Here is a 24,975-nt window from a genome sequence, read left to right on the forward strand (position 1 = left end):
CCACATGAGCAGGACTGCACGCGTCGAGCGCGAGACCAGCGAGACCAAGCTCGTCGTCGAACTCGACCTCGACGGCACCGGCACGAGCTCGATCAGCACCGGCGTCGGCTTCTACGACCACATGCTGACGGCGCTGTCCAAGCACAGCGGCATCGACCTCACCGTCCGCGCCGACGGCGACCTGCACATCGACGCGCACCACACCGTCGAGGACGTCGCCATCGCCCTCGGCCAGGCGTTCGCCCAGGCGCTGGGGGACAAGAAGGGCATCACCCGCTACGGCGACGCCACCATCCCCATGGACGAGGTCCTGGCGCAGGCCGCCGTCGACCTGTCCGGCCGGCCGTACTTCGTGCACAGCGAGCCCGAGGACATGACGCCGATGATCGGGCCGGACTACCCGACGAGCCTGACCAAGCACGTGCTGGAGTCCTTCGCGTTCAACGCGCGGATCAGCCTGCACGTGCGGGTCCTCTACGCCGGCCGGGACGCCCACCACATCGTCGAGGGGCAGTTCAAGGCGCTGGCCCGGGCCCTGCGCGCGGCGGTCGCGCTCGACCCCCGGGTGACCGACGTGCCCTCCACCAAGGGCGCCCTGTAGCTCCGTGATGCCGCTTCGGTGCCTCGCATGACCCCGCTTCGGTTCCTCGCATGACCTCCGCCGTCGTGCTGCTCGTCGTCGGCGGCTTCCTGCTCGGCGGGGCCTGGAGCATCTGGAAGGCCGACTCCGACACCCACGGCCGGACCGGCCCGCAGGTCTTCTTCGCCGTCGTGCTCCTGGTCGCGGCGGTGCTGGCGACCGCGTCGGGCCTCCTGCGGCTCGTGTGACGCGGGTCCCGTCCCGCGGCTCGGGGCGGGGCCGGGAACACCGCAGGTCGCGCCGGTGCTGACGGCTACCGTGAGTGCCGTGAAGAAGGTCGTCGTCCTCGACTACGGATCGGGCAACCTGCGCTCGGCCGAGCGCGCCCTGACCCGCGTCGGTGCCGACGTCACCGTGACCGGCGACCCCCGGGCCGCGCTGGACGCCGACGGGCTCGTCGTCCCGGGCGTGGGCGCCTTCGCCGCCTGCATGGACGGGCTGCGCGCCGTGGACGGCCCGCGAGTGATCGGCCGCCGGCTGGCCGGCGGCCGGCCGGTCCTGGGGGTCTGCGTCGGCATGCAGATCCTGTTCGAGCGCGGCGTCGAGCACGGGCAGGACGCCGAGGGCTGCGGGGAGTGGCCCGGGACCGTGGAGCCGCTCGAGGCGCCGGTCCTCCCGCACATGGGCTGGAACACCGTCCAGGCGCCCGCGGGCAGCGTGCTGTTCGACGGCCTCACCGACCAGCGCTTCTACTTCGTGCACTCCTACGGCGTGCGGGACTTCCCGCTCGCGTCCGGGAGCGTGCCCTCGCCGCTGGCCCCGCCTCTGGTCACCTGGGCCGAGCACGGCGACCGGTTCGTCGCCGGCGTGGAGAACGGGCCCCTGTCGGCGACCCAGTTCCACCCGGAGAAGAGCGGCGACGCCGGCGCGCAGCTGCTGACCAACTGGCTGGCCACGCTCGACTGAGCCGCCACCGACCGCGGGCGACCGGGCTCAGCTGCGCAGGTAGGACGCGCCGTTGACGTCGATGATCGTCCCGGTGGAGAAGCGCGCGCCGGGCGAGGCCAGCCACAGCACCGCCGAGGCGACCTCCTCGGGGCGGGCCACCCGGCCGTAGGGGGACTGCGCCCGGACGGCGTCCCCGCCCGGGCCGTCGAGCACCTCGCGGGCCATCTCCGTCTGGACGAAGCCGGGGGCCACGGTGCCCACCGAGATGCCGTGCGGGGCCAGGGCGAGGGCCATGGACTGCCCGAAGGCGTTGAGGCCGGCCTTGGACGCCCCGTACGCCGGGGTGTCGGGCTCGCCGCGGAACGCGCCGCGGCTGGAGACGTTGACGATCGCGCCCCCGCCGGCGGCGACCAGGTGCGGCACCGCCCGGAAGGTCGCGTTGGCCGCGCCGACCAGGTTGACCGCCAGCGTCCGCGACCACACCGCCTGCCACTGCTCGTAGTCGGTGGCCATCGGCGGGTGCGCGGTGAAGACGCCGGCGTTGTTCACCAGGACCTGCAGGCCGCCGAGGCCCGCGGCCGCCTCGTCGACCATGCGGCCCACCGCGTCGGCGTCGTCCATCGCCGCCTGCACCAGGACGTGCCCGTCACCGGGCAGCTCGGCCAGGGTCTGCTCGGCCCGCTCCCGGGAGGCGCCCCAGTGGACGGCGACCCGGTCGCCGGCCGCGGCGAAGGCGTGCGCGACCGCCCGCCCGATGCCCCGGGAGGCCCCGGTGACGAGGACGGCGCGGGGGCTGGTCTGGTCGGTCACGACCGGCAGTCAACCAGCCGGCCCGGTCACCACCGCCCGCGGTGCACGACCTCGTCCAGGCCCCGCCGGCCGCGGCGCAGCGACGGCGAGCGCCGGTCCTCGGCGCCCGCGTAGCCGACCGAGACGCAGCCGACCGGCCGGTGCGTCCCGGGCACCCCGAACGCCGCCCGGAACGCCGCCACCCGCTCGGCCGGGACGCCGAAGAAGCACGCGCCCAGCCCCTCGTCGACCGCCGTGAGCAGCATGAGCAGCGCCGCCATCCCCGCGTCGACGTCCCAGTAGGGAACCGGCCAGCGGGCCTCGTCCCGGTCGCTCCAGCCCTTGTCCGGCTCGGCGTAGCGGTCCAGGTAGGCGTCCTTCGACGACAGCGGCACGACCAGCAGCGGCGCCCGGCGCATCCGGGTCAGCCAGCCGTCACCGCCGGCGGGGGCGGTCGCCGCCCAGAACCGGTCGCGCTCCTCGGGGGTCTCCAGGACCAGGAACGCCCAGCCCTGCGCGAACCCCGCCGACGGCGCCCGGACCGCGTGCGCCAGCAGCCGCTCGCGGACCTCCGGGGGGACCGGCCGGTCGGGGTCGTAGTCGCGCACCATGCGGCGCCGGCGGACGACGTCAGCGAACTCCACGCCGCGACCCTGCCACCCCGCCCGCCGTGACCGTTTCGTTGTGCGCGAACCCGCAGGTCGGCGCCGGTCCGCCGAAGTTGTCTTCCATCCGGCGGGAGCGTCGTCACGCCCGTTCCGCGCCGCGGTGGATCTTCCCTCCGCAGTGATCCACGTCACTGTCGCCACCCGGCGACGACCGATCCCGCGATCCCGAGCAAGGGGAGCACGTACATGAAGCCACGGGCGATCCCGTCCCTCCTCCTCGCCTCCGCCCTCGCCCTGTCCGCCTGCGGTGGCGGCGGCGGGAGCGGGGGCGCGGCCACCGGCACCGGCTCCGCGAGCGACGCGGGGGAGCCGCAGACCGGGGGCGAGCTCGTGGTCCTGGAGGACGCCGCGTTCGCCGGCAGCTGGCCGACCGGCCTGGACCCGGCCACCAACGCCACCGGCGGCGCCAACATCGCGATGCAGCAGGCCATCTACGGCGGCCTGTTCCTCCTGCGGACCGACGAGGACGGCTCCAACGCCCGCATCGAGCCGCACCAGGCCGAGAGCGGCGAGATCTCCGACGACGGCCTGACGCTGACCGTCACGCTGCGCGAGGGCATCCAGTTCAGCGACGGCACCCCGCTCGACGCCGACGCGGTCAAGTTCAACTGGGAGCGCGCGCTGGCCTCGGCCTGCACCTGCAAGCCGGTGTGGCAGCTGGCTCCGGAGGGGATCCAGGTCGTCGACCCGCTGACGGTCTCGGTGTCGTTCACCCAGCCCAACGCCGCGGTCCTCGCCTCGTTCCCGGTCAGCAACGTCAACTGGATGATCTCCCCGACCGCGGTGGAGGAGCAGGGGCAGGACGCCATGGCCCTCACGCCGGTGGGCGCGGGTCCGTTCACCGTGGTGGAGAACCAGCTCAGCTCGACGCTGGTGCTCGAGCGGAACGAGGACTACTTCAGGGAGGGGCTGCCCTACCTCGACCGGCTGACCTTCCAGTCGATCGGCGGTGACCAGCCGGCCTACCAGGCGCTGCTGGCCGGTCAGGCGCAGGCGTACGAGGGTCTGACCACCACCCCGCTGCTGGAGCAGGCCCAGTCCAACGACCAGCTGCAGGTGACCGTCCAGCCGGCGACGTCCCCGTACGTCATCCAGCTGAACACCAAGACCGCGCCGTTCGACGACGTCCGTGCCCGCGAGGCCATCTACGCGGCGACGGACTTCGAGGCCATCGCCGAGGGGCTGTTCGGCGGCCAGTACCCGGTCAGCCAGGGCTTCACCGCGCCCGGCGGCAAGTTCTACGAGCCCGAGGTCGAGGGGTACCCCGAGTACGACCCGGACCGGGCGCGGGAGCTGGTGCAGGAGCTCGGCGGGCTGCAGGTCACCCTCGGTACCCTCGGCGCCTATGTGGCCACCCAGGTCAACACCGCCCTGCAGACGCAGTGGCAGGAGGTCGGGATCGACGTGACGATCGAGGACTACTCGCTCAACACCCTGGTCCAGGAGTTCACGGGTGGCACGTGGCAGGCGATGCTGCAGACCGCCGGCGCCTGGGACCCGGCGGCCGGGGTCGGCGTGTCCTTCCGCTTCGCCTCCACCTCGCCGTTCAGCGGCATCGCTGACCCGCAGATGGACCAGCTGCTGACCGACGCCGCGGCCTCGCTCGACGAGGACGAGCGCGCCGACCTCTACCGGCAGGCGGCCGAGTACATCGCGGAGAACCACTACGCGCCGTTCGGCCTCGCCTTCGCCCCGGCCAACCTCGCCGTGCAGGGGGTCCACGGCCCCGGCCTGACCACCGAGGTGCCGCCGCTCGCGGTGAACCCCGGGGTCGTCTGGGACGAGGTCTGGCGGGAGCAGAGCTGACCGAGACGACACCCCCGCGGGTCCCGGGCGACCGGGGCCCGCGGGGTCCCCGCACCCCCCGCCGCGTGCGCGGCGCGGTCAACCTCGCCGACGTCCGGGAGCTCGCCCGGCGGCGGCTGCCCCGCGCGGTGTTCGACATGGTCGACGGCGGGGCGGACGACGAGCTGACGCTGACCCGCAACGAGACTGCCTTCCGCGAGCTCCTGCTCAGCCCCCGGACCATGGCCGACGCCGGCCCGGTCGACCCCTCGACCGAGGTCCTCGGGCAGCGCGTGTCGATGCCGGTGCTGCTCGCCCCGACCGGCGGCGGGCGGGTGGCGCACCGCCGGGCGGAGCTGGCCGTCGCCGCGGCCGCCCGCGCGCACGGCACCGTCTACGTGCAGAGCACGGTGACCGGCTTCCCGCTCGAGGAGGTGGCCCGGGCCGGCGGGGGAGGCCTCTGGTACCAGCTGTACGCCCCCGCCGCCCGCGCGGAGATCCCGGCGATGCTGGAGCGGGTCGCGGCGGCCGGCTACCGGGTGCTGGTCCTCACCGTCGACACCCCGGTCTTCGGCGGGCGGGAGCGCGACCGCCGCAACGGCTTCTCGCTGCCCGTCCGGCCGCACCCGCGGATGCTGCTGCAGGGCGCCTCCCGACCGGCCTGGGCGGTGGACTTCCTCCGCGGCAACCTGCCCACCCGCCGGGGCGGCCGGCTGTCGGCCTGGGCGACCCAGCGGCAGATCCTGGCCGCGCCGCGCCCGGTGACGTGGGCGGACCTCGCCCACGTCCGGGACCTGTGGAGCGGCCCGCTGGTGGTCAAGGGCGTGCTCCGGCCGCAGGAGGTGCCGCGGCTGCTCGACGCCGGGGCCGACGCGCTCGTCGTGTCCAACCACGGCGGCCGGCAGCTGGACGGGGTGCCGGCCACGATCGAGGCGCTGCCCGCGGTCGTGGCGGCGGTCGGCGGCCGGGCGGAGGTCTACCTCGACGGCGGCGTCCGCCGCGGCACCGACGTCCTCAAGGCCCTGGCGCTGGGCGCGCGGGCGGTGCTCGTCGGCCGGCCCTACCTCTACGGGCTGGCCGCCGGGGGCCAGGCCGGCGTCGAGCGGGTCCTGGAGCTGCTGCACGCCGAGTTCGTCCGCGCCCTCGCGCTGACCGGCTGCCGCACGCCCGCTGACGTCGAGGCCGGGCTGGTCCTGCCCGCCCGCTGAGCGTCGTCCACCGGGCGGAAGGCCCGTGGTGACGCCGCGCCGGCCGACCTAGCGTGACCGGCGGCACAACCAGGAGCAGCGGCGCGGCACGGCCGCGCCCGAGGGGCCGGTCGAGGTGCTCCCGGCTCCGGAGAGAGAAGAGGACGAGTTGGCCCAGATGGTGCGCGCCGCGGTGCAGGTGGGGCCGCGCAAGATCGAGATCCAGGAGTTCCCCCGGCCGGAGACGGGTGCGGACGACGGCCTGCTGCGCCTGGAGGCCAACGGCCTGTGCGGCAGCGACGTGGAGTTCTACAAGGGCCACCTGCGCCAGGACATGCCGGCGTTCGTGCCCGGCCACGAGCCGATGGGCATCATCGAGGAGGTCGGCGAGAACGCCGCCAAGCGCTGGGGCGTGCAGCCCGGGGACCGGGTGGCCCTCGAGGTCGTCATCCCGTGCCGGAGCTGCTTCGACTGCCTGACCGGCAACTACCAGGCCTGCCGCAACCGGGTCGGCGGGCACGGGGTCACCCCCGTGGACGTCGCGCCCTCGCTGTGGGGCGGGTTCGCCGAGTACATGTACCTCGCGCCGGGCGCCGTCGTGCACAAGATCGACGAGACGCTGCCCACCGAGGTCGCGGCGATGTACAACTCGATGGGCGCCGGCGTCCGCTGGGCGCTGCACTACGGGCAGGTCCAGTTCGGCGACACGGTGCTCGTCCTCGGCTCCGGCCTGCGCGGCATCGCCGCGGTGATCGCCGCCAAGGCGGCCGGAGCCGGCCGGGTGGTGGTCACCGGCCTGGAGGCCGACGCCCACAAGCTGGCCCTGGCCCGGGAGTTCGGCGCCGACGAGACCGTCGTCGTCGACGGCGACGAGGCGGTGGACGTCGTGGACCGCGTCCGTGACCTCACCGGCGGCCGCGGCGTGGACGTCACCCTCGAGCTCACGCCGATGGCCGCGGGCCCGGTGACCGACGCGCTCCTGGCCACCAAGCACGGCGGCCGCGTCGTCCTCGCCGGGATCAAGGGGGACCGGGAGATCCCGGTCCGCACCGACCTGATCATCAACCGGGCGCTCACCGTCCAAGGTGCCTACGGCGTGGACGCCAAGGCGATGGCCGAGGCGATCGCGCTCATCGAGTCCCGCCGCTTCCCGCTGGAGCGGATGCACACCCACACGTTCGGCCTGGAGGACACCGCGCACGCCATCGAGGTGCTCGCCGGCGAGGTCCCCGGCGAGAACGCCGTCCACGTGTCCGTCCACCCGAACCTCTGAGGGAGAGCCCGTGCTCTGCGACACCCACGCCCACCTGCTGCCCCGCGACTACCCGGCCGACGCCCCGGAGTGCTTCCCGTCCATGGAGCCGGTGGACGGTGAGACCGCCCGCACGCTCGTCTTCGGCCAGATGCGCTTCAAGGCCAAGGACGTGTTCTTCGACGCCGAGCGCCGCATCGAGGCGATGGACGCCTCGGGGGTGGACGTCGAGGTGATCACCCCGATGCCGCCGCTGCTGCGCTACGACCTGCCGCTGGCCGACGGGCTGTCGCTGGCCCGCCACGTCAACGAGTTCAGCGCGACGCTGGCCTCGGCCGACCCCACCCGGATGATCGCGTTCGGCATGGTGCCCATGCAGGACCCCGACGCGGCGACCGCGGAGCTCGCCGCGATCCAGGAGCAGGGGCTCGCGGGGGTGGAGATCGCCTCCAACGTCCTCGGCTCCTCGATCGGCCACGAGAAGTTCCTGCCGTTCTTCGCCGAGTGCGAGCGGCTCGGCCTGCCGGTCTTCGTGCACGCGATGCCCTCGCCCACCGAGCGGCTGCCGATGTCGGCCATGGGCACCTACGTCGTCGGCGTCGAGGGCGCCTTCGCCGCCGCGTCCATGGTCGCCGGCGGGACCGCGGCCAAGTGCCCCGACCTGCGGATCTCCTTCAGCCACGCGGCCGGCGGCTATCCGCTGATGATCCCGCGCCACCAGTACTTCTGGGGCGGCTCGTGGAACGAGGAGCCGAAGAACCCCGAGCGCGCCGTCATGCCCGACGATGGCCCGTCCCCGCTGGAGTACGCGCGCCGCTTCTTCTACGACTCCCTGGTCTTCGACCGGCGGGCGCTGACCTACCTCATCGACCTGCTGGGCTCCGACCGGCTGCTCGTGGGCTCGGACTTCCCGGCGATGCCGCGGGAGGAGCCGGCCGGCCGGACCCTGAAGTCGATGGGCCTGTCCGACGAGGTGCTCGAGGACATCCTCTGGAACAACGCGTTCCGCTGGCTGGGCACGGCGCCGCCGCGCTGAGCGGAGCCGGCGCCGGGGTCCGCACGGGCCCCGGTGCCGGTCAGCGGGCCGGCCGGCCCGAGCGCAGGCTCGGCTGCGCCGAGGGCGCGCCGAGGGCGCGGGAGATGCTGCGCGCGGTCGCGTTGAGCACCGGCACCAGCGCCTGTGGCTGCACCGCGCCCTTCTCCACCGTCACGCCCAGGGCGGCCACGACCTCGTCCCCGGCGCCGCGCACCGGCACGGCGACGGCCATCGCGGGCGCGTCGGCGGCCAGCTGGTTCTCGGCGATGCCCACACCGGTCCGGCGGACCTCGGCCAGCGTGCGGCGCAGCGCCGCCGGGTCGGTGACCGTCTCGGGCGTGAAGCGCCGCAGCGGCGCGCCCAGCACCTCCTCCTGCACCTCGGGGGCGGCGAAGGCGAGCAGCACCAGGCCGGTGCCCGTGGTCTGCAGCGGCCAGCGGCCGCCGATGCGGCTCATGAGCTTCACCGCGCCGCGGGCCCGCAGCGCCTCCACGTAGACGACGTCCGACCCGTCCCGGACGCCGAGGACCACGTTGGCCCGCGTGGCCTGGTGCAGGTCGTCGACGTAGGGGACGGCGACCTCGCGCAGCTGCAGGCCGTGCGGGGCCAGCGCACCCAGCTCGAGCAGCCGCAGGCCGATGCCGTAGCGCCCGTCGGGCGCCCGCTCCAGCGCACCCCACGCGCGCAGCTCGCCGACCAGGCGGTGCGTCGTGGTCAAGGACAACCCCGAGCGCCGGCTGATCTCGCTGAGCGTCATGGCCGCGTGGGAGGGGCCGAAGGCGTCGAGGACGGCGAGCACCCGGCCCGCGGCGGTGGCGACCTCCCCGCTCCGGGCGGCCGGCCGCCGGTTGCCCTCCTCGTCGTGCCCCGCCCCCGGGGGGAGCGGTCTGGTCGTGGTCACTCCCTGCCTCCAGCCGGACGCGCGCTGCGGCCGGGGCGGGGCCACGGCGTCTCCCCGCCACTGTCGATCGGCCGGCCGGAGGTGTCAATCGGAGCCCGGTGATCGACGGGGCAACCCGGGGTTGCGGGAGGACCGGTGGGACGGACCGGCTGGTCCGCGGCGAGGGGCCGAAGTTGTCTTCCGCGGGGCGAAAGCGACCGAGCCGCGGACGGGCCGTCTCCCGGACTCTGGACCGGCCGCCAGTGACCGTCGTCACTGGACCCAGCCACCGCTCGAGCGACTCCTCGACGGTCAGCTCCAACCGTCCACCCCGCACTCTCACAGGCCCCAAGGGGAGCACATCCATGAAGCAACGGACGATCCTGTCCCTCGTCACCGCCGCTGCGCTGGCGCTGTCAGCCTGCGGCGGCGGCGGGGATTCCGGGGGCTCGGCCTCCGGTGGAGGCGGGGGGCCGGTGGGCGAGCCGCAGCAGGGCGGCGAGCTGACCGTCCTGGAGGACGCCGCCTTCGCCGGCAGCTGGCCGGCGGGCCTCGACCCGGCGACCAACACCACCGGTGGCTCGAACATCGCGATGATGCAGGGCATCTTCGGCGGTCTGTTCCTCCTGACCGCCGATGACGACGGGTCCAACGCCGAGGTCACGCCCAACCAGGCGGAGAGCTACGAGTTCTCCGAGGACGGGCTGACCTTCACGGTCAAGCTGCGCGACGGGATCCAGTTCAGCGACGGCACGCCGCTGGACGCCGAGGCGGTCCGGTTCAACTGGGAGCGCGACCTCGCCAACCCCTGCACCTGCAAGCCGACCTGGCCGCTGGCGGAGAACGGCATCACGGTGGTCGACCCACTGACCGTCCAGCTCGCCTTCACCCGGCCCTACCCGGCCGTGCTGGCCTCGTTCCCGGCCGCGAACGTCAACTGGATCGCCTCGCCGTCGGCCCTCCAGGCCCAGGGTGAGGACGCCTTCAAGATCACCCCGGTCGGCGCCGGTCCGTTCACCGTCGTGGAGAACCAGCTCAGCTCCGTGCTCGAGCTCGAGAGGAACGAGAACTACTTCAAGGAGGGGCTGCCCTACCTCGACCGGCTGACCTTCCAGTCGATCGGTGGCGACCAGCCCGCCTACCAGGCGCTGCAGGCCGGCCAGGCGCAGGCCTACGAGGGTCTGAACACCACCCCGCTGCTGGAGCAGGCGCAGGCCAACGACCAGCTGCAGGTGACCATCCAGCCGGCGACGTCCCCGTACGTCATCCAGCTGAACACCAAGATCGCGCCGTTCGACGACGTCCGTGCACGCGAGGCGATCTACCGCGCGACCGACTTCGATGCGATCAACGAGGGCATCTTCGGTGGCAACTACGACGTCAGCCAGGGCTTCACCGGCCCCGGTGGTCTCTTCTACGAGGCCGAGGTCGAGGGCTACCCGGAGTTCGACCTCGACCGCGCCAAGGAGCTCGTCCAGGAGCTCGGCGGGCTGACCGTCCGGCTCGGCACGATCAGCAACTACGTCGCCACCCAGATCAACACCGCCCTGCAGACGCAGTGGCAGGAGGCGGGCATCGACGTCGAGATCAACGACTACCAGCTCTCCGGCGTCATCCAGGAGTTCACCGGCGGTCAGTGGCAGGCCATGCTGCAGACCGCGGGCGCCTGGGACCCGGCGGCCGGTGTCGGCGTGGGCTTCCGGTTCAACTCCGGCGTCCCGTACAGCGGTGTGGCGGACCCGGCCCTCGACAAGCTGCTCAGCGACGCGTCCTCGACGCTCGACGAGACGCAGCGGGCCGACCTGTACCGGCAGGCCGCCGAGCTGATCGCGCAGAACTTCTACGCTCCGTTCGGCCTCGCCTTCGCCCCCGCGAACCTGGCCGCCGCCGGCGTGCACGGTCCGGGTCTCACCACGAAGATCCCGCCGATCCTGGTGAACTCCGGGGTCATCTGGGACGAGGTCTGGCGGGAGCAGTGACCGCCACGGCAGCCACCCCGCGGGTCCCGGCTGACAGCCGGGGCCCGCGGGCCTCCCGCGTCACCCGGGTGACCGGCTCGCCGGTCCTCCGGCTGGTCGTCAAGCGCCTGCTGATGGCCATCCCGATCATGCTGGGCGTCACGATCCTGACGTTCTGGGTGCTCAGCCTGATCCCCGGCAACGCCGCCCAGCAGCTGCTGGGCCCCGAGGCCACCCCCGAGGACATCGCGCTGCTCGAGCAGCAGCTCGGCCTCGACAAGCCCGGGGTGGTCCGCTACCTCGAGTGGCTGCAGGGCGCCGTCACCGGCGACCTGGGCAGCTCGTTGGTCAGCCGCCAGCCGGTGAGCGACATCCTGGCCCAGCGGCTGCCAGTGACCGGCGAGCTCGTCGTCCTCGCGTTCGTCGTCTCGCTGGCCCTGGCCATCCCGGTGGCCCTGCTCGCCGCGCACAAGCCCGGCGGGATCATGGACCGGATCAGCATGGTGGTCAGCACCCTGGGGCTGTCGGTCGCCAACTACGTCCTGGCCCTGCTGCTGGTGCTGGTCTTCGCGGTGACCCTGGGCTGGCTGCCGGCGATCGGCTTCGTCCCGCTGGAGGACGGCCTGTGGCCCAACCTCCGGGCGATGATCCTGCCGTCGGCGGCGATCGGCCTGCCGCTGTTCTGCTTCTACACCCGGTTCCTGCGCGGTGACCTGGTCGACCAGATGCAGCAGGAGGAGTACGTCACCACGGCCCGGGCCAAGGGCGTCGGCTCGTGGTCGGTGCTCATCAAGCACGCGTTCCGCAACTCGTCGTTCGGGCTGATCACCGTCGTCGGCCTCAACCTCGGCGCGCTGATCGGCGGCACCGTGATCATCGAGCAGATCTTCGCGCTGCCGGGTATCGGCCAGATGCTGCTGCAGGCCATCAACACCCGCGACTTCGTCGTCGTGCAGGCGGCGGTCGTCATCTTCGCGCTGGTCGCGGTGCTGGCGAACCTGGTCGTCGACCTCCTGTACGCCGTCCTGGACCCGAGGATCCGCTATGGCAGTCATTGAGCCGGCACCGTCGTTCTCCATCGGTCCGGAGATCGACGAGGCCGAGGCCAAGGTCGGCAGCCGCGGCCGTCGCTGGGGTCACAACCTGGGCACCTGGATCCCGGCCGGCCTGATCGCCTTCGTGCTGATCGCCTGCTTCCTGGGCCCCACGCTGCTGTCGCTGCCCAGCCCGGTCGGCGGCAACATCCTGGAGAGCAACCAGCCGGCGCTCTCGCCGGGCCACATCCTGGGCACCGACCCCAACGGCAACGACATCCTGTCGCGGCTGCTCAACGGCGGGCAGTCCTCGCTGTGGATCGCCGTGGCGGTGAACCTGCTCGGCCTGGCCATCGGCGGGACGCTCGGCGCGCTGTCGGGCTACGTCGGCGGGATCGTCGACACGCTGATCATGCGCGTCCTCGACGTGCTGATCGCCTTCCCGTCGCTGGTGCTCACCCTCGCGGTGGCGCAGGCGCTGGGCCCGTCGATGACCAACACGATCTTCGCGCTGGCCTTCTTCAGCATCCCCGCGTTCGCCCGGGTCGCCCGCTCGGCGGTCCTCCGGCTGCGCGAGATGCCGTTCATGGCCGCGGCGCAGCTGGCGGGGACGCCGGCGCACCGGATGCTGTTCAAGCACCTGGCGCCCAACATCGCCCCGCAGCTGATCACCTTCGGGATGCTCGGCATGGGCATCGTGATCATCATCGAGGGCGCGCTGAGCTTCCTGGGTCTGGGCATCCCGGACCCGGCACCCAGCTGGGGCAACATGGTGGCCACCGGTCAGCTGAGCCTCTCGGCCACGCCGATGCTGGTGGTGTGGCCCAGCGTGGCGTTGCTGATCACCGTCCTCGCCTTCAACCTCCTGGGGGAGAACCTGCGCGCACGGTGGAGCGGTCGATGAGCAAGCGGACGGCGACCTACGCCGCGGGGGAGGTCCAGGTGTCTGAGGGGTTCATCGACCCGGTGGCGGGCGGCAAGCCGTCCCGGGGGTCGGCCGCGCAGCCCGGCGAGCCGCTGCTGGTGGTCGAGGACCTCCGGGTCCGGTTCACCCGCGGCGGGCGCACGATCAGCGCCGTCAACGGGCTGTCCTACGAGCTCGTGCCCGGCTCGATGATGGCGATCATCGGCGAGTCCGGGTCGGGCAAGAGCGTCAGCTCCCGCGCCCTCATGGGCCTGCTGCCGCCGACGGCCGCGATCACCGGGTCGGTCCGGTTCGACGGCCGGGAGCTCATCGGTCTCCCCGAGAAGGAGATGCGCGAGCTGCGCGGCGGCGACATCGCCATGGTGTTCCAGGACCCGGCCCGGTCGCTGAACCCGACGATGAAGATCGGCGCCCAGATCACCGAGGCGGTCCGGCTGCACAGCGACCTGGACAAGAAGGGCGCCCACGCGCGGGCGGTCGAGCTGCTGAAGCTGGTCCGGCTGCCCGCGGCCGAGCGGCGGTTCCACGAGTACCCGCACCAGCTCTCCGGCGGCATGCGCCAGCGCGTCATGATCGCGATCGCGCTGGCCGGCGAGCCGCGGCTGCTCATCGCCGACGAGGCGACCACGGCCCTCGACGTCACCACCCAGGCGCAGATCATGGAGCTGCTCGTCGAGCTGCAGCAGCGGCTCGGCATGGCGGTCATCATGATCAGCCACGACCTGGGCCTGGCGGCCAGCTACGCGCAGGACGTCGTCGTCATGTACGCCGGGCGGGCGGTTGAGCAGGCGCCGACGACGACGCTGTTCGCCAACGTCCGGATGCCGTACACGCACGCCCTGCTCGGTGCCATCCCCGCCCTGGACCGCGAGCCGCACTCGCTGTTCGAGGTCACCCCCGGGCAGCCGCCGGACCTCTCCGCGCTGCCCAAGGGCTGCCCGTTCCGGCCGCGGTGCTCCAACGCCACCGACACGTGCCTGGAGTCCCCGCCCCTCACCGAGCACGAGCCCCAGCACTCGTGGGCCTGCTGGCACCCCGTCGGTGTCGGCGCCGCCCCCGCGAACGGAGACCAGCGATGACCGCCGTCGAGGAGCGCACCACCGGCGACCGGGCCGAGGCGCGCACCCCGCTGCTGAGCGCCCGCAACCTCGTCCAGGAGTTCCCCGTCCGGGCCGCCGGCGGGGTCAAGGGCGGCGTCGTGCACGCCGTCTCGGACGTGTCGTTCGACATCTACCCCGGCGAGACGCTGGGCGTCGTGGGCGAGACGGGCTCGGGCAAGTCGACCCTGGCCCGGTCGGTCATCCAGCTGCCGCGGCCGAAGTCCGGCGTCGTGGAGTTCCAGGGCAAGGACCTCATGACGCTGGGCCGCAGGGAGCTCAAGTCCTCCCGCCGGCACCTGCAGATGGTCTACCAGGACCCGTTCGGCTCGCTGAACCCGCGCTGGCGGGTGAACGAGCTGGTCGAGGAGCCCCTGCGGGGCCACGGCTGGGGCACCGCGGACACCCGCAAGCGACGGGTGGAGGAGCTGCTCGACCTGGTCGGCCTCGACCCGTCCCAGTACGCCCGGCGGCGGCCGTTCGAGCTCTCCGGCGGCCAGTGCCAGCGGGTGGCGATCGCCCGGGCCATCGCCCTGGAGCCGGCCCTGATCGTCGCCGACGAGGCGGTGTCCTCCCTCGACGTCCTCATCCAGGCGCAGGTGCTCAACCTGTTCGAGAAGCTGCGCCGCGAGATGAACCTGTCCTACCTGTTCATCGCCCACGACCTGGCGATGGTGAAGCAGGTCAGCGACCGGGTGGCGGTCATGTACCTGGGCCAGCTGACCGAGATCGGCCCGTCGGAGGCCATGTACCGCCAGCCGCTGCACCCCTACACGGCGGCGCTGCTGGACTCCATCCCGCGGGTGGACCCGGTCACCGGACGGGCGCACAAGCCGGTCGCGCTGCCCGGGGAGCCGCCGTCGCCGATCGACCCGCCCAGCGGCTGCCGGTTCCGCACGCGGTGCCCCCGGGCGCAGCTCAAGTGCGCGGAGGTCGCCCCGGCGCTGGTCGAGCACCAGCCCGCCCACCGGGTGGCCTGCCACTTCCCGCTGGACCTGCCCATGCCCGAGGTCCCGCGGATGACCGGCGGGGCCACCCTCGCCGGCCCCGACGGGGTCACCGACGCCCCACCGGCCGGCGCCCCCGCGGCGCCGCCGGCGGCCCCGGCCCTGTAGCAGCGAGGAGACGAACGGTGTTCGACGACATCATCGACCCCACGGTGGGCGCCCCCGGCGACGAGCGGGGCCGCACGGCGCTGGCCTCCCGCCCCGGCGGGCTGGCCGGCCTGCGGCTGGGCCTGCTCGTGAACACCAAGCGCAACGCCGCCGAGTTCCTCGAGGAGGTGTCGGCGCTGCTGGAGTCCGAGCACGGGGTGACGACCGTCCTGACCCGGACCAAGCCGAGCATCGTCCACCCGGCCCCGCCGGAGATGCTCGAGGAGCTCCGCGGCGAGACCGACGTCGTCGTGGTCGGCGTGGGCGACTGCGGATCGTGCAGCGCCTCGGCGGTGGCCGACGGGCTGCAGCTGGAGGCGGCCGGCATCCCGGCCGCGGTCATCTGCAGCGACGCGTTCCGGGTGAGCGCCGACGCGATGGCCCAGCTGCAGGGCACCCCCGGCTACGCCTACGTGACGACGGCGCACCCGGTCGCGAGCCTGTCCCGCGAGGGCGTCCGCGAGCGCGCCGTCCGGGCGCTGCCGGAGATCGTCGGCATGCTGACCCGGCACGCGGTGGCCCGGTGACGGCCGTCGGCGACCGGGCGCGGACGGCGGCGGAGGCGATCCGCTACTGCTACGAGCAGGGCTGGACCGACGGGCTGCCCGTCGTCCCGGCCACCCAGGAGGACATGGACGCGTTCCTCGCGACCACCGACCGGGACCCGGACGAGGTCATCGGCGCCCAGGAGCACCTCAACCGCCGGGTCACCGTCCGCCAAGCCGCGGTCAACGCGATCATGGCCGGCTGCGAGCCGGAGTACTTCCCCGTCGTGCTGGCCGCGTGGGACGCGCTCAACGGCGAGCCCTCGACCAACGGCGGCGCCTGGCAGTCCACCAGCGGGCCGGCGCCGCTGCTCGTGGCCAACGGCCCGATGCGCGCACGGCTGGGCATCAACTCCGCCGGCGGCGTCCTCGGCCCGGGCTTTCGCGCCAACGCCACCATCGCCCGCGCGATCGGGCTGCTGGTCCGCAACGGCTACGGCATCAAGCCGCAGGAGCTGGAGCAGGCCACCCAGGGCGTGCCCGGCCGCTGGCAGCTGCTCATCGGCGAGCACGAGGAGCTCTCGCCGTGGGAGCCGCTCAGCGTCGTCGGCGGCCTCGAGCCGGGCGTGGACGCGGTGTCGGCCATGCTCATCCGCGACTGCGAGTACGTCGACAACCGGCACACCGAGAGCGCCGAGGCGGTGCTGCAGGACTTCGCCGACTCCCTGGCCCGCATCGGCGCCTACCTCGGCGTCCGGCACTCCAGCGGCGGCCTGGTCCTCGGCCCCGAGCACGCCCACACCCTGGCCGACGCGGGTTACAGCCGCGCCGACGTGCAGCGGTGGCTGTTCGAGCACGCCACCCACACGGAGGACGAGCTGGTCGCCGCGGGCAAGGGCGGTGGCGCCACCGGGGAGGATGGGGTGGTGCGCATGATGCCGTCGCCGGAGGCGATCCCCGTGGTGGTCGCCGGTGCGGCCAACGCCGCCATCTCCATGGTCTTCCGCCCCTTCGGCTGGGCCGCGTGGTCCGGCCGCTCCGTCCCCGTCCGTTGGTCGGCCGGCTCCGCGCCGGCCGCGTTCCGAGAGGTGTCCCCGTGAGCATCGACCAGGCCCAGCTGGACCAGCTGAAGCAGACCCTGCAGGCCGACGACTACCGCCTCGACGTCGACGTCCAGGGCGACGCCGCGAACGTGCAGATCGTCGCCGGACCGGACGCGTGCGAGGAGTGCCTCGTGCCCAAGCCGCTCATGCAGTCGATGCTGGCGCCGGTGCTCGGCGTGCAGCCGGAGAGCATCCGGCTGACCTACCCGACCGACTGATCCGCGCCGGGCGGTCGCGGCTGACCGCGCACCGCCCGGATCCGCCGGAGGAGCCGGGGGCGGGGGGGTACCCCCGCCCCCGGGTCCCAGGCGTGCCCCTCGCACCCCCCTGCAGCGCCGCTGCAGCCGAGAACCGAACGGAGCACGGAGTGGAGATCTCCCTCGAGGGGAAGGTCGCGCTGGTCACCGGCGTCGGCCCCAACATCGGCAGCGGCATCGCGCTGGCCCTGGCCAAGTACGGCGCCAAGGTCGCCTGCAACGACGTCAGCGACGACGTGATCAAGGCCGCCATCGCGCGGATCGAGCGCAACGGCGGCGAGGCGATGGCCGCTCCGGGCGACGTCACCGACGAGGCCGCCGTGCAGGGCTACGTGGACGCGGTCCTGGAGCAGTGGGGCCGGATCGACATCCTGGTCAACAACGCCGCGATGCTCGGCGGCAAGGGCGTGCTCGACGAGGACGCCGAGACCTTCGAGCGCTCCATCAAGGTCTCCGGCCTCGGGTACTTCCTGAACACCAAGATCGTCGGCCGGGCGATGGCCGAGCGCGGCATCCGCGGCTCGATCGTCTGCATCTCGTCGTCCAACGGGTGGAACGGCTCGGCCGGCGTCATCGCCTACGCCTTCAACAAGGGCGGCGTGAACAACTTCGTCCGGGCCGCCGCGATGGACCTCGCGCCCTACGGCATCCGGGTCAACTCCTACACGCCCACGGCGCCGACCATCGACAACCCCGAGCTGGTCGCGCAGCTGCAGGCGCAGGGCCGGCCGGTCGACATGCTCAACGCCGGCCGCAAGGGCGGCGGCCTGGGCGGCGGCACCGGCGAGGAGCCGTGGCGGCGGCCGGCGCGGTGGAGCGGCGAGCGCCCGCCGCTGGTCCCCATGGGCAGCACCGGGACGCCGACCGACATCGGGCACGCGGTGGCGTGGCTGTCCTCGGACTACGCGCGGCTGATCACCGGCACCGACCTGGTCGTCGACGGCGGCGCGCGGGCGAAGAACTTCGCCTACTTCCCGGCCGACCCCGACGAGCTGGCCGGCCCCGTCCCGCTCATCCCCCTGGACGACACCCCCGCCCCCTGACCTGCGCGGCGGCCACCCGCGGCGGCCACCTGGGCCGCCCGGTGCTCGTGCTCTGCCCACGGTGGTGGGCAGAGCACGAGCGTCCGCGGGAGAACCCCCGGCGCGGCGTCTCCCGACACCCCGGCACGACATAGGCCGGCCCCGCCGAGTGGCGGGGCCGGCCTCTGTCGTCTGGCGGGTGTGCGGTCAGCCCTCGTAGCGCGGGGAGGGCAGGCGCTTCTCCGGGGCGTAGATCGTGTGCGAGGTGAGGAAGGGGATGACGGCCGCCCGCTCCTCGTTGATCGGCTCGTCGGGGAAGGCGGCCAGCGTGGTGTCGAACCGGTCCTGGACGCCGGCCTTGAACTCCGGGTGGGTCAGGATGAACAGGTCGTTGCGGCGGACGCCGGCCAGCACCCGCTCCCCGGCCTCGACGTAGCTCATGTACGGCTGGCTCTTGGCCCGCTCCAGGAACTCCGCCGGCGGCGGGGTGTAGCCGCTGTCGCCGTACTGCTCGGGACGGCGGGCCACCGCACCGGCGATGTTGCTGTGCACCGGGCCGGGGCAGTAGGCCGAGACGCCGATCCCGTCGGGCGCCAGCTCGATCGCGAGTGCCTCGGACAGGGCCACGACCGCCGCCTTGGTCATCGAGTACAGCCCCGCGACGATCGGCATGAGCGCCGCCATGGACGCGGTGTTCACCACGTGCCCGCCCTGGCCGTGCGCCTGGATCCGCGGCACGAAGGCGGACAGACCGTGCCCGACGCCCTTGATGTTGACGTCGATCAGCCAGTCCCAGTCGGCGGGGGTCGCGCCCATCACCGGGCCGGTGAGGCCGATGCCGGCGTTGTTCACCAGCACGTCGACCCGGCCGTACCGGCGCTCGGTCGCGTCGGCGGCGCGCTCCACGGCGTCGCGGTCGGTGACGTCGAGCGTCACGGCGTCGACCTCGAGACCGGCCTGGGCGAACTCCGCCGTCGTCTCGTCGATGTGCTCCTGCTTGCGGCCGCTGATCACCACGCGCATGCCGGCCCGGGCGAAGGCCAGGGCGATGCCGCGGCCGATGCCGCTCGACCCGCCGGTGATGAACGCGACCTTGCCCTCGACGTCCTGCATGTCTTCTCCTCGCTGAGATGGTCCGGGCCCGCACCGCGGACGGCGGTGCGGGCCCGGAGAGCTGGAACGGTGGCCGGGGTCAGCCGGCCAGGTCCTCCGTGTAGGTGGCGGCGGTGTGCTCGCGCACGTGGTCCGGGCTGACGCCGGGTGCGCACTCGACCAGCCGCAGCTGACCGTCGACCACGTGGAAGACGGCCAGGTCGGTGTAGATGCGGGTGACGCACTTGTGGCCGGTCAGCGGCATCGTGCACTCCTGCACGATCTTGGGCCGGCCCTTGCGGTCCACGTGCTCCATGGCGACCCACACCTGCGGGGTCCCGGCGACGAGGTCCATCGCGCCGCCGACGGCGGGGTTGCGGCCCGGCACGTACCAGTTGGCCAGGTCGCCGGAGGCCGAGACCTGCAGCGCGCCGAGGATGGTGGCGTCCAGGTGGCCGCCGCGGATGATCGCGAACGACAGCGCGGAGTCGGTGATGGCCGCGCCGGGGATCAGCGTGATCGGCTGCTTGCCCGCGTCGGTGAGGTCGGGGTCCGCCTCGTGCGGGTCGGCGTCCCCGCCGATGCCCAGGACGCCGTTCTCCGCGTGGAGGACGACCTCCTTGTCCTCGGGCAGGTAGCGGGGCACCAGCAGCGGGATCCCGACGCCGAGGTTCACGACATAGCCGTCCTGCAGGTCCTGGGCCAGCCGCTCGGCGATGCCCTCGCGGGTGCGGCCCACGACGGGGGCGGGGGCGGTGGCGTTGACGGTGCCGGTCATCAGGAGGCCTTCCTCGTCGTCGCGGTGGTGTCCTCGGTCGCGGGGGCCTTGCCGGTGGAGAGGACGACGTCGTCCACGAACACACCCGGGAGGTGGACGTCGTCCGGGTGGATCTCGTCGACCTCGGCGATCCGCTCGACCTCGGCGAACGTGGTCTTCCCGCACATACCCGCCATCGGGTTGAAGTTGCGGGCCGAGAGCCGGAACCGCAGGTTGCCCTTGCGGTCGGCCCGGTGCGCCTTGACGAAGCCGAAGTCGGCGACGATGCCCTCCTCCAACACGTACTCGCGACCCTGGATGAGGCGGGTCTCCTTCGCCGGCACGTGCTCGGCGACGCCGCCGTCGGGGGAGTAGCGCAGGGTGAAGGAGCCGTCGGAGAGCATCGTGCCCGCGCCCGAGGGGGTGAAGAAGGCCGGGATGCCGGCGCCGCCGGCGCGCATCCGCTCGGCCAGGGTGCCCTGGGGGATCAGTTCGAGCTCCACCTTGCCGGCGAAGTACTCGTCGTAGAACTCCTGCAGGATCGGGAAGGACGCCGTCACCCGGCGCAGCCGCCCCTGGTGCAGCAGCCGGCCGACGCCGGTGAAGTCGTGCCCGACGTTGTTGACGTAGACGTGCAGGTCGCGCTTGTCCAGCTCGCACAGCGCGTCCAGCAGGCCGTCGGGCCGCCCGGAGCTGCCGAAGCCGCCGACGGCGATGGAGGCGCCCGAGGGCACGGCATCCACCACGGCCAGGAGGTCCTCGCGGAACTTGTCGATCACTGGTGGTCCTCCACGGACAGGGTCCTTCCACGGGCACGGGCGGCGGACCGGCCGGCGGCGCTGCCGGAGCGGCGGGCGGGCGCGGGGTCCGGGGACCGGTACGGCCGGGATCGGCCGACGTCGGTCGAGCGGGGAGAGTCCACCAGCCGCATCCCGGGGGCATAAGCACCCCTTCCACGTCCCGGAAAGGAGACGCGGGCCACGGGCGGCGCAGGCCCCGGCTGACCGCGCGGTCTTCCGTGATGGGGAAGTCCTGTGGTCCGCACCACCCCGGCCGCGCAGGGTGGAGCCCGGCCGGGGAGCGCGCTCGCGCAGCGCATGGTTGGCCGACACGTGTCCGCCGTCACCGAGCGCCCCCGCAGCGGCCGACGTCCAGAAGTGAGAGGAGTCCCCAGTGACGATGACCACGCGCGCCGCGGTCTGCCGTGAGCCTGGTCGGCCGTGGGAGATCACCGAGCTCGAGCTCGACGACCCCAAGGCCAACGAGGTCCGCATCAAGTTCATGGCGGCCGGGATGTGCCACTCCGACGACCACATCCAGAAGGGCGACGCGATGATGCGTTTCCCGGTGGTCGGTGGGCACGAGGGCGCCGGCGTCGTCGACGCCGTCGGTGAGGGCGTCACGCGGGTGAAGGTGGGCGACCACGTGGTCTGCTCCTTCATCCCCGCCTGCGGCAAGTGCCGCTACTGCTCCACCGGCCGGCAGAACCTCTGCGACGAGGGCAAGAACGCCTCGACCGGCATGTTCCCGGACGGCACCTTCCGCTTCCACGAGGACGGCGAGGACTTCGGCGGGCTGTGCGTGCTCGGCACGTTCTCTCAGTTCGCAGTGGTGAGCGAGTACTCCGTCATCCAGATCCCCGACGACATCCCGTTCGAGATCGCCGCGCTCGTCGGCTGCGGCGTCCCCACCGGCTGGGGCAGCGCGGTGCACCTCGCCGGCGTCAAGGCCGGTGACACCGTGGTGATCTACGGCTCCGGCGGGGTCGGCGCCAACGCCGTCCAGGGCGCGGCCCTGGCCGGTGCCGAGCGCGTCGTCGTCGTCGATCCGGTCGAGTTCAAGCGCGAGATGGCCACCGTCTTCGGCGCCACCCACACCTTCGCCTCGGCCAAGGAGGCCCACGAGTTCGTCGTCGAGGCGACCTGGGGCGAGCTGGCCGACCACGCCATCATCACCGTCGGCGTGCTCCACGACGAGGTCATCGCCGACGCCCTGCAGGTCGTCGGCAAGACCGGCCAGGTCTCGGTCACCGCCGTCGGCAACGGCTGGGTCAACGAGCACCCCGGCATGTTCATCGGGTACCAGCGGCGGATCCAGGGCGGCATCTTCGGCGGCTGCAACCCGCTGCACGACGTCCCGCGCCTGCTCAGCCTGTACCGCTCCGGGAAGCTGAAGCTCGACGAGCTGGTCACCCGGACCTACAAGCTCGAGGACGTCAACCAGGGCTACCAGGACATGCTCGACGGCAAGAACATCCGCGGCGTCATCATCCACGAGCACTGAGGACAGCACCCATGACCATCGCCCCTCCCGCGACCACGTCCGGGTCGCCCCTCCTCATCGACAACGCCCAGCTCATCGGCGGCGACTGGGTCCCCGCCGCCAGCGGCCAGACGATCGACGTCATCAACCCGGCCACCGGCGAGCTGCTGGCCCGAGTGCCCCGCGGCACCGCGGCCGACGTGGACGCCGCCGTCCGCGCCGCCGAGGCCGCCTTCCCCGCGTGGCGCGACACCAACGCCACGGCCCGCGCCGCGCTGCTGTTCCGCTGGGCGCAGCTGATCGAGGAGAACCTCGCCGAGCTCGACCAGCTCGAGTCCCAGGAGGTCGGCCGCCCGCACTGGGGCCCGCCGCCGATGGCCGGCCAGCTGCGCTTCACGGCGGGCCAGGCGGACAAGGTGCAGGGCCTGTCCCTGCCCACCTACACCCCCGACGCCCTCGGCCTCACCCTCCGCGAGCCCTACGGCGTGGTCGGCGGGATCATCCCGTGGAACGCCCCCGGCCCGATGTTCGTCACCGAGGTCGGCCCGGCCATCGCCGCCGGCAACACGATCGTCCTCAAGCCGGCCGAGGACGCCCCGCTGACCCCGCTGGCACTGGCCAAGCTGGCGCTCGAGGCGGGCATCCCGCCGGGCGTCGTCAACGTCGTGACCGGCTACGGGCACGAGGCCGGCGCCGCCATCCCGGCCCACCCGCGGATCCGGCGGATCGGCTTCACCGGCTCCCCGCAGACCGGTGAGCTGATCATGGCCGCCTGCGCCAAGAACCTCACCCCGCTGCACCTGGAGCTGGGCGGCAAGTCCCCGCAGGTCATCCTGGCCGACGCCGACCTGGACGCCGCGATCCCGGCGATCGCCCGCGGCATCACCCTCAACACCGGCCAGATCTGCGCGGCCGGCTCGCGGGTGGTGGTCGCCCGCTCCATCCAGTCCGAGGTCGTGCAGCGGCTGGCCGAGCACATGTCGCAGGTCAAGGTCGGCCCCTGGTACGAGCAGGTCAACATGGGCCCGCTCATCAACGCCAAGCAGCACGAGCGGGTGCTCAAGTACATGGAGCTGGGCCAGGAGGAGGGCGCCGACCTCGTCCTCGGTGGCGGCCGCCCGTCCGGCGACAAGTTCGAGCGCGGCTTCTTCGTCGAGCCGACCCTGTTCGACAACGTCGACCCGGCCATGCGGATCCACCAGGAGGAGATCTTCGGCCCGGTCCTCGGGGTCACCCCGGTGGACGACGACGAGCAGGCCCTCGAGGTCGCCAACGGCACCGACTACGGCCTGGTCGCCTCGGTGTGGACCCGCGACGTGGGCAAGGCGGTCAAGTTCGCCCGCGGCCTGCAGGCCGGCCAGGTGGCGGTCAACGCGGCCCTGGGCGCCGGGGTCATCGGCGGCCCCTTCGGCGGCTACAAGCGCAGCGGCTTCGGCCGGTCGATGGGCGCCGACGCGGTGCTCGAGTACACGCAGGTCAAGACCGTGTCCCTCCGTGGCACCGGGAACTGAGAGGGATCGCATGAGCACCATCACGACCCGCGCCGCCATCGCCCGCGCCGCCCACCGCGGCTGGGAGCTCGTCGACCTCCAGCTCGACGACCCCAAGGAGCACGAGGTCCGCGTCAAGTTCGTCGCCTCGGGGCTGTGCCACTCCGACGACCACATCACCCAGGGCGACGCGCCGGTGCGCATGCCCGTGGTGGGCGGTCACGAGGGGGCCGGCATCGTCGAGTCGGTCGGCCCGAGCGTCACCCGGGTCAAGCCGGGCGACCGGATCATCTGCTCCTACATCCCGGCCTGCGGCGCCTGCCGGCCCTGCTCGACCGGGCACCAGAACATGTGCGTCAAGGGGCTCAACGCCGGCACCGGCATGTTCCTCGACGGCACGTTCCGCTTCCACCTCGGCGACGAGGACCTCGGCGGCTTCTGCACCGTGGGCTCCTTCTCGCAGTACGCGGTGATCTCGGAGTGGGCGGCCATCCCGCTGGCCGACGACATCCCGTGGGAGGTCGCCTGCCTCGTCGGCTGCGGCGTCCCCACCGGCTGGGGCTCGGCGGTCTACGCCGCCGGCGTCCGCGCCGGGGACACCGTGGTCGTGTTCGGCTCCGGTGGCGTCGGCAGCAACGCCGTCCAGGGCGCCCGGTACGCCGGCGCCAAGAACGTCGTCGTCGTCGACCCGGTCGAGTACAAGCGCGAGATGGCGACGTCGGTCTTCGGTGCGACGCACGCCTTCGCCTCGGCCAAGGAGGCGCACGACTTCGTCGTCGAGACCACCTGGGGCCAGCTGGCCGACCACGCCATCCTCACCCCGGGCGTGGTCACCGAGGAGATGGTCAACTCCGCGCTGCAGATGACCGGCAAGGGCGGCAAGGTCACCATCACCGGCGTCGGCAAGCTGACCGAGAAGGCCGCGCACTTCCACGCCGGCGCCCTGATCGGCTACCAGCGGCAGGTCCGCGGCGCGCTGTTCGGCGACTGCAACCCGCTCTACGACGTCCCGCGCCTGCTCGGCCTGTACCGGGCCGGCCAGCTCAAGCTCGACGAGCTGGTCACCCGGACCTACGAGCTCGAGCAGGTCAACGAGGCCTACCAGGACCTCACCGACGGCAAGAACATCCGCGGGGTCATCCTCCACGGGGAGTGAGTCGGGGACCCTCCCCGGGCCGCAGACGTGGCCGCCGGCACCCTCGGGTGCCGGCGGC

General features: G+C 73.1%; 25 protein-coding genes. 19 read left to right on the forward strand and 6 right to left on the reverse strand.

Annotated features, from left to right (window positions below; translation table 11 throughout):
* Positions 1–4: 4 nt before the first annotated feature.
* The 3 genes from hisB (at position 5) to hisH (ending at position 1,546) form a co-directional block, all read left to right on the forward strand.
* A complete protein-coding gene (gene hisB / locus PGN05_RS03115; protein WP_419751060.1) occupies positions 5–601 on the forward strand; it encodes an imidazoleglycerol-phosphate dehydratase HisB in 597 nt (198 codons plus the stop codon).
* A gap of 50 nt (positions 602–651) precedes the next feature.
* Complete coding sequence (locus PGN05_RS03120; protein ID WP_419751061.1) at positions 652–828, forward strand: hypothetical protein; 177 nt, start codon at positions 652–654, stop codon at positions 826–828.
* Positions 829–907: 79 nt separating this feature from the next.
* Complete coding sequence (gene hisH, locus PGN05_RS03125) at positions 908–1,546, forward strand: imidazole glycerol phosphate synthase subunit HisH (RefSeq protein ID WP_419751062.1); 639 nt, start codon at positions 908–910, stop codon at positions 1,544–1,546.
* 27 nt (positions 1,547–1,573) lie between these two features.
* Here the strand turns inward: hisH and PGN05_RS03130 are convergent, their stop codons facing one another.
* Entirely contained in the window at positions 1,574–2,338 is a 765-nt protein-coding gene (locus PGN05_RS03130) for an SDR family NAD(P)-dependent oxidoreductase (protein ID WP_419751063.1), read from the reverse strand.
* Positions 2,339–2,364: 26 nt separating this feature from the next.
* Positions 2,365–2,961, reverse strand: a complete 597-nt coding sequence (locus PGN05_RS03135) for a nitroreductase family protein (protein WP_419751064.1) — start codon at positions 2,959–2,961, stop codon at positions 2,365–2,367.
* 210 nt (positions 2,962–3,171) lie between these two features.
* Between PGN05_RS03135 and PGN05_RS03140 the strand changes: the two genes are divergently transcribed.
* The 4 genes from PGN05_RS03140 (at position 3,172) to PGN05_RS03155 (ending at position 8,245) form a co-directional block, all read left to right on the forward strand.
* The gene (locus PGN05_RS03140; protein ID WP_419751065.1) at positions 3,172–4,791 is read left to right on the forward strand and encodes an ABC transporter substrate-binding protein; all 1,620 of its coding nucleotides are present in this window, start codon (positions 3,172–3,174) and stop codon (positions 4,789–4,791) included.
* A 65-nt stretch (positions 4,792–4,856) separates the two neighbouring features.
* Complete coding sequence (locus PGN05_RS03145; protein ID WP_419751066.1) at positions 4,857–5,978, forward strand: alpha-hydroxy acid oxidase; 1,122 nt, start codon at positions 4,857–4,859, stop codon at positions 5,976–5,978.
* A 157-nt stretch (positions 5,979–6,135) separates the two neighbouring features.
* A complete protein-coding gene (locus PGN05_RS03150) occupies positions 6,136–7,230 on the forward strand; it encodes a zinc-dependent alcohol dehydrogenase (protein ID WP_419751083.1) in 1,095 nt (364 codons plus the stop codon).
* Between the two features lie 10 nt (positions 7,231–7,240).
* Positions 7,241–8,245, forward strand: a complete 1,005-nt coding sequence (locus PGN05_RS03155) for an amidohydrolase family protein (protein WP_419751067.1) — start codon at positions 7,241–7,243, stop codon at positions 8,243–8,245.
* Positions 8,246–8,285: 40 nt separating this feature from the next.
* Here the strand turns inward: PGN05_RS03155 and PGN05_RS03160 are convergent, their stop codons facing one another.
* Positions 8,286–9,146 (reverse strand): IclR family transcriptional regulator, encoded by an 861-nt coding sequence (locus tag PGN05_RS03160; RefSeq protein ID WP_419751068.1) that lies wholly within the window; start codon positions 9,144–9,146, stop codon positions 8,286–8,288.
* A gap of 344 nt (positions 9,147–9,490) precedes the next feature.
* Between PGN05_RS03160 and PGN05_RS03165 the strand changes: the two genes are divergently transcribed.
* The 9 genes from PGN05_RS03165 (at position 9,491) to PGN05_RS03205 (ending at position 18,181) form a co-directional block, all read left to right on the forward strand.
* The gene (locus tag PGN05_RS03165) at positions 9,491–11,104 is read left to right on the forward strand and encodes an ABC transporter substrate-binding protein (protein WP_419751069.1); all 1,614 of its coding nucleotides are present in this window, start codon (positions 9,491–9,493) and stop codon (positions 11,102–11,104) included.
* Entirely contained in the window at positions 11,101–12,141 is a 1,041-nt protein-coding gene (locus PGN05_RS03170; RefSeq protein ID WP_419751070.1) for an ABC transporter permease, read from the forward strand. Before PGN05_RS03165 ends, PGN05_RS03170 begins: the two co-directional genes overlap by 4 nt.
* Positions 12,128–13,021, forward strand: a complete 894-nt coding sequence (locus tag PGN05_RS03175) for an ABC transporter permease (protein WP_419751071.1) — start codon at positions 12,128–12,130, stop codon at positions 13,019–13,021. The genes PGN05_RS03170 and PGN05_RS03175 overlap by 14 nt, the downstream gene beginning before the upstream one ends.
* Positions 13,018–14,121 carry an ABC transporter ATP-binding protein gene (locus PGN05_RS03180; RefSeq protein ID WP_419751072.1) on the forward strand — a complete coding sequence of 368 codons (1,104 nt, stop codon included), beginning with the start codon at positions 13,018–13,020 and terminating at the stop codon, positions 14,119–14,121. The genes PGN05_RS03175 and PGN05_RS03180 overlap by 4 nt, the downstream gene beginning before the upstream one ends.
* A complete protein-coding gene (locus tag PGN05_RS03185; protein ID WP_419751073.1) occupies positions 14,118–15,254 on the forward strand; it encodes an ABC transporter ATP-binding protein in 1,137 nt (378 codons plus the stop codon). The genes PGN05_RS03180 and PGN05_RS03185 overlap by 4 nt, the downstream gene beginning before the upstream one ends.
* A gap of 17 nt (positions 15,255–15,271) precedes the next feature.
* Positions 15,272–15,820, forward strand: a complete 549-nt coding sequence (locus tag PGN05_RS03190) for a UGSC family (seleno)protein (RefSeq protein ID WP_419751074.1) — start codon at positions 15,272–15,274, stop codon at positions 15,818–15,820.
* The gene (locus tag PGN05_RS03195; RefSeq protein WP_419751075.1) at positions 15,817–16,878 is read left to right on the forward strand and encodes a hypothetical protein; all 1,062 of its coding nucleotides are present in this window, start codon (positions 15,817–15,819) and stop codon (positions 16,876–16,878) included. Before PGN05_RS03190 ends, PGN05_RS03195 begins: the two co-directional genes overlap by 4 nt.
* Positions 16,875–17,099 carry a hypothetical protein gene (locus tag PGN05_RS03200; RefSeq protein WP_419751076.1) on the forward strand — a complete coding sequence of 75 codons (225 nt, stop codon included), beginning with the start codon at positions 16,875–16,877 and terminating at the stop codon, positions 17,097–17,099. The genes PGN05_RS03195 and PGN05_RS03200 overlap by 4 nt, the downstream gene beginning before the upstream one ends.
* A 149-nt stretch (positions 17,100–17,248) precedes the next feature.
* Positions 17,249–18,181 (forward strand): SDR family NAD(P)-dependent oxidoreductase, encoded by a 933-nt coding sequence (locus PGN05_RS03205; protein WP_419751077.1) that lies wholly within the window; start codon positions 17,249–17,251, stop codon positions 18,179–18,181.
* A gap of 186 nt (positions 18,182–18,367) precedes the next feature.
* On the opposite strand, the gene PGN05_RS03210 is transcribed toward PGN05_RS03205, so the two are convergent.
* From PGN05_RS03210 to PGN05_RS03220, 3 genes are all read right to left on the reverse strand, one after another.
* Positions 18,368–19,273 carry an SDR family NAD(P)-dependent oxidoreductase gene (locus tag PGN05_RS03210; RefSeq protein WP_419751078.1) on the reverse strand — a complete coding sequence of 302 codons (906 nt, stop codon included), beginning with the start codon at positions 19,271–19,273 and terminating at the stop codon, positions 18,368–18,370.
* Positions 19,274–19,352: 79 nt separating this feature from the next.
* Complete coding sequence (locus PGN05_RS03215) at positions 19,353–20,030, reverse strand: 3-oxoacid CoA-transferase subunit B (RefSeq protein ID WP_419751079.1); 678 nt, start codon at positions 20,028–20,030, stop codon at positions 19,353–19,355.
* Positions 20,030–20,788 (reverse strand): CoA transferase subunit A, encoded by a 759-nt coding sequence (locus PGN05_RS03220; protein ID WP_419751080.1) that lies wholly within the window; start codon positions 20,786–20,788, stop codon positions 20,030–20,032. Before PGN05_RS03220 ends, PGN05_RS03215 begins: the two co-directional genes overlap by 1 nt.
* Positions 20,789–21,188: 400 nt before the next feature.
* Here PGN05_RS03220 and PGN05_RS03225 point away from each other — a divergent pair, with 400 nt between their 5' ends.
* From PGN05_RS03225 to PGN05_RS03235, 3 genes are read left to right on the forward strand one after another with little or no spacing between them, the layout of a single operon-like run.
* The gene (locus PGN05_RS03225) at positions 21,189–22,292 is read left to right on the forward strand and encodes an NDMA-dependent alcohol dehydrogenase (protein WP_419751084.1); all 1,104 of its coding nucleotides are present in this window, start codon (positions 21,189–21,191) and stop codon (positions 22,290–22,292) included.
* A gap of 11 nt (positions 22,293–22,303) precedes the next feature.
* A complete protein-coding gene (locus PGN05_RS03230) occupies positions 22,304–23,782 on the forward strand; it encodes an aldehyde dehydrogenase family protein (protein WP_419751081.1) in 1,479 nt (492 codons plus the stop codon).
* A 10-nt stretch (positions 23,783–23,792) separates the two neighbouring features.
* The gene (locus PGN05_RS03235) at positions 23,793–24,917 is read left to right on the forward strand and encodes an NDMA-dependent alcohol dehydrogenase (RefSeq protein ID WP_419751082.1); all 1,125 of its coding nucleotides are present in this window, start codon (positions 23,793–23,795) and stop codon (positions 24,915–24,917) included.
* The last annotated feature ends 58 nt before the right edge of the window (positions 24,918–24,975 follow it).

Origin of the sequence: Geodermatophilus sp. CPCC 206100 (assembly GCF_048569675.1) — a bacterium.
Lineage (GTDB): Bacteria > Actinomycetota > Actinomycetes > Mycobacteriales > Geodermatophilaceae > Geodermatophilus.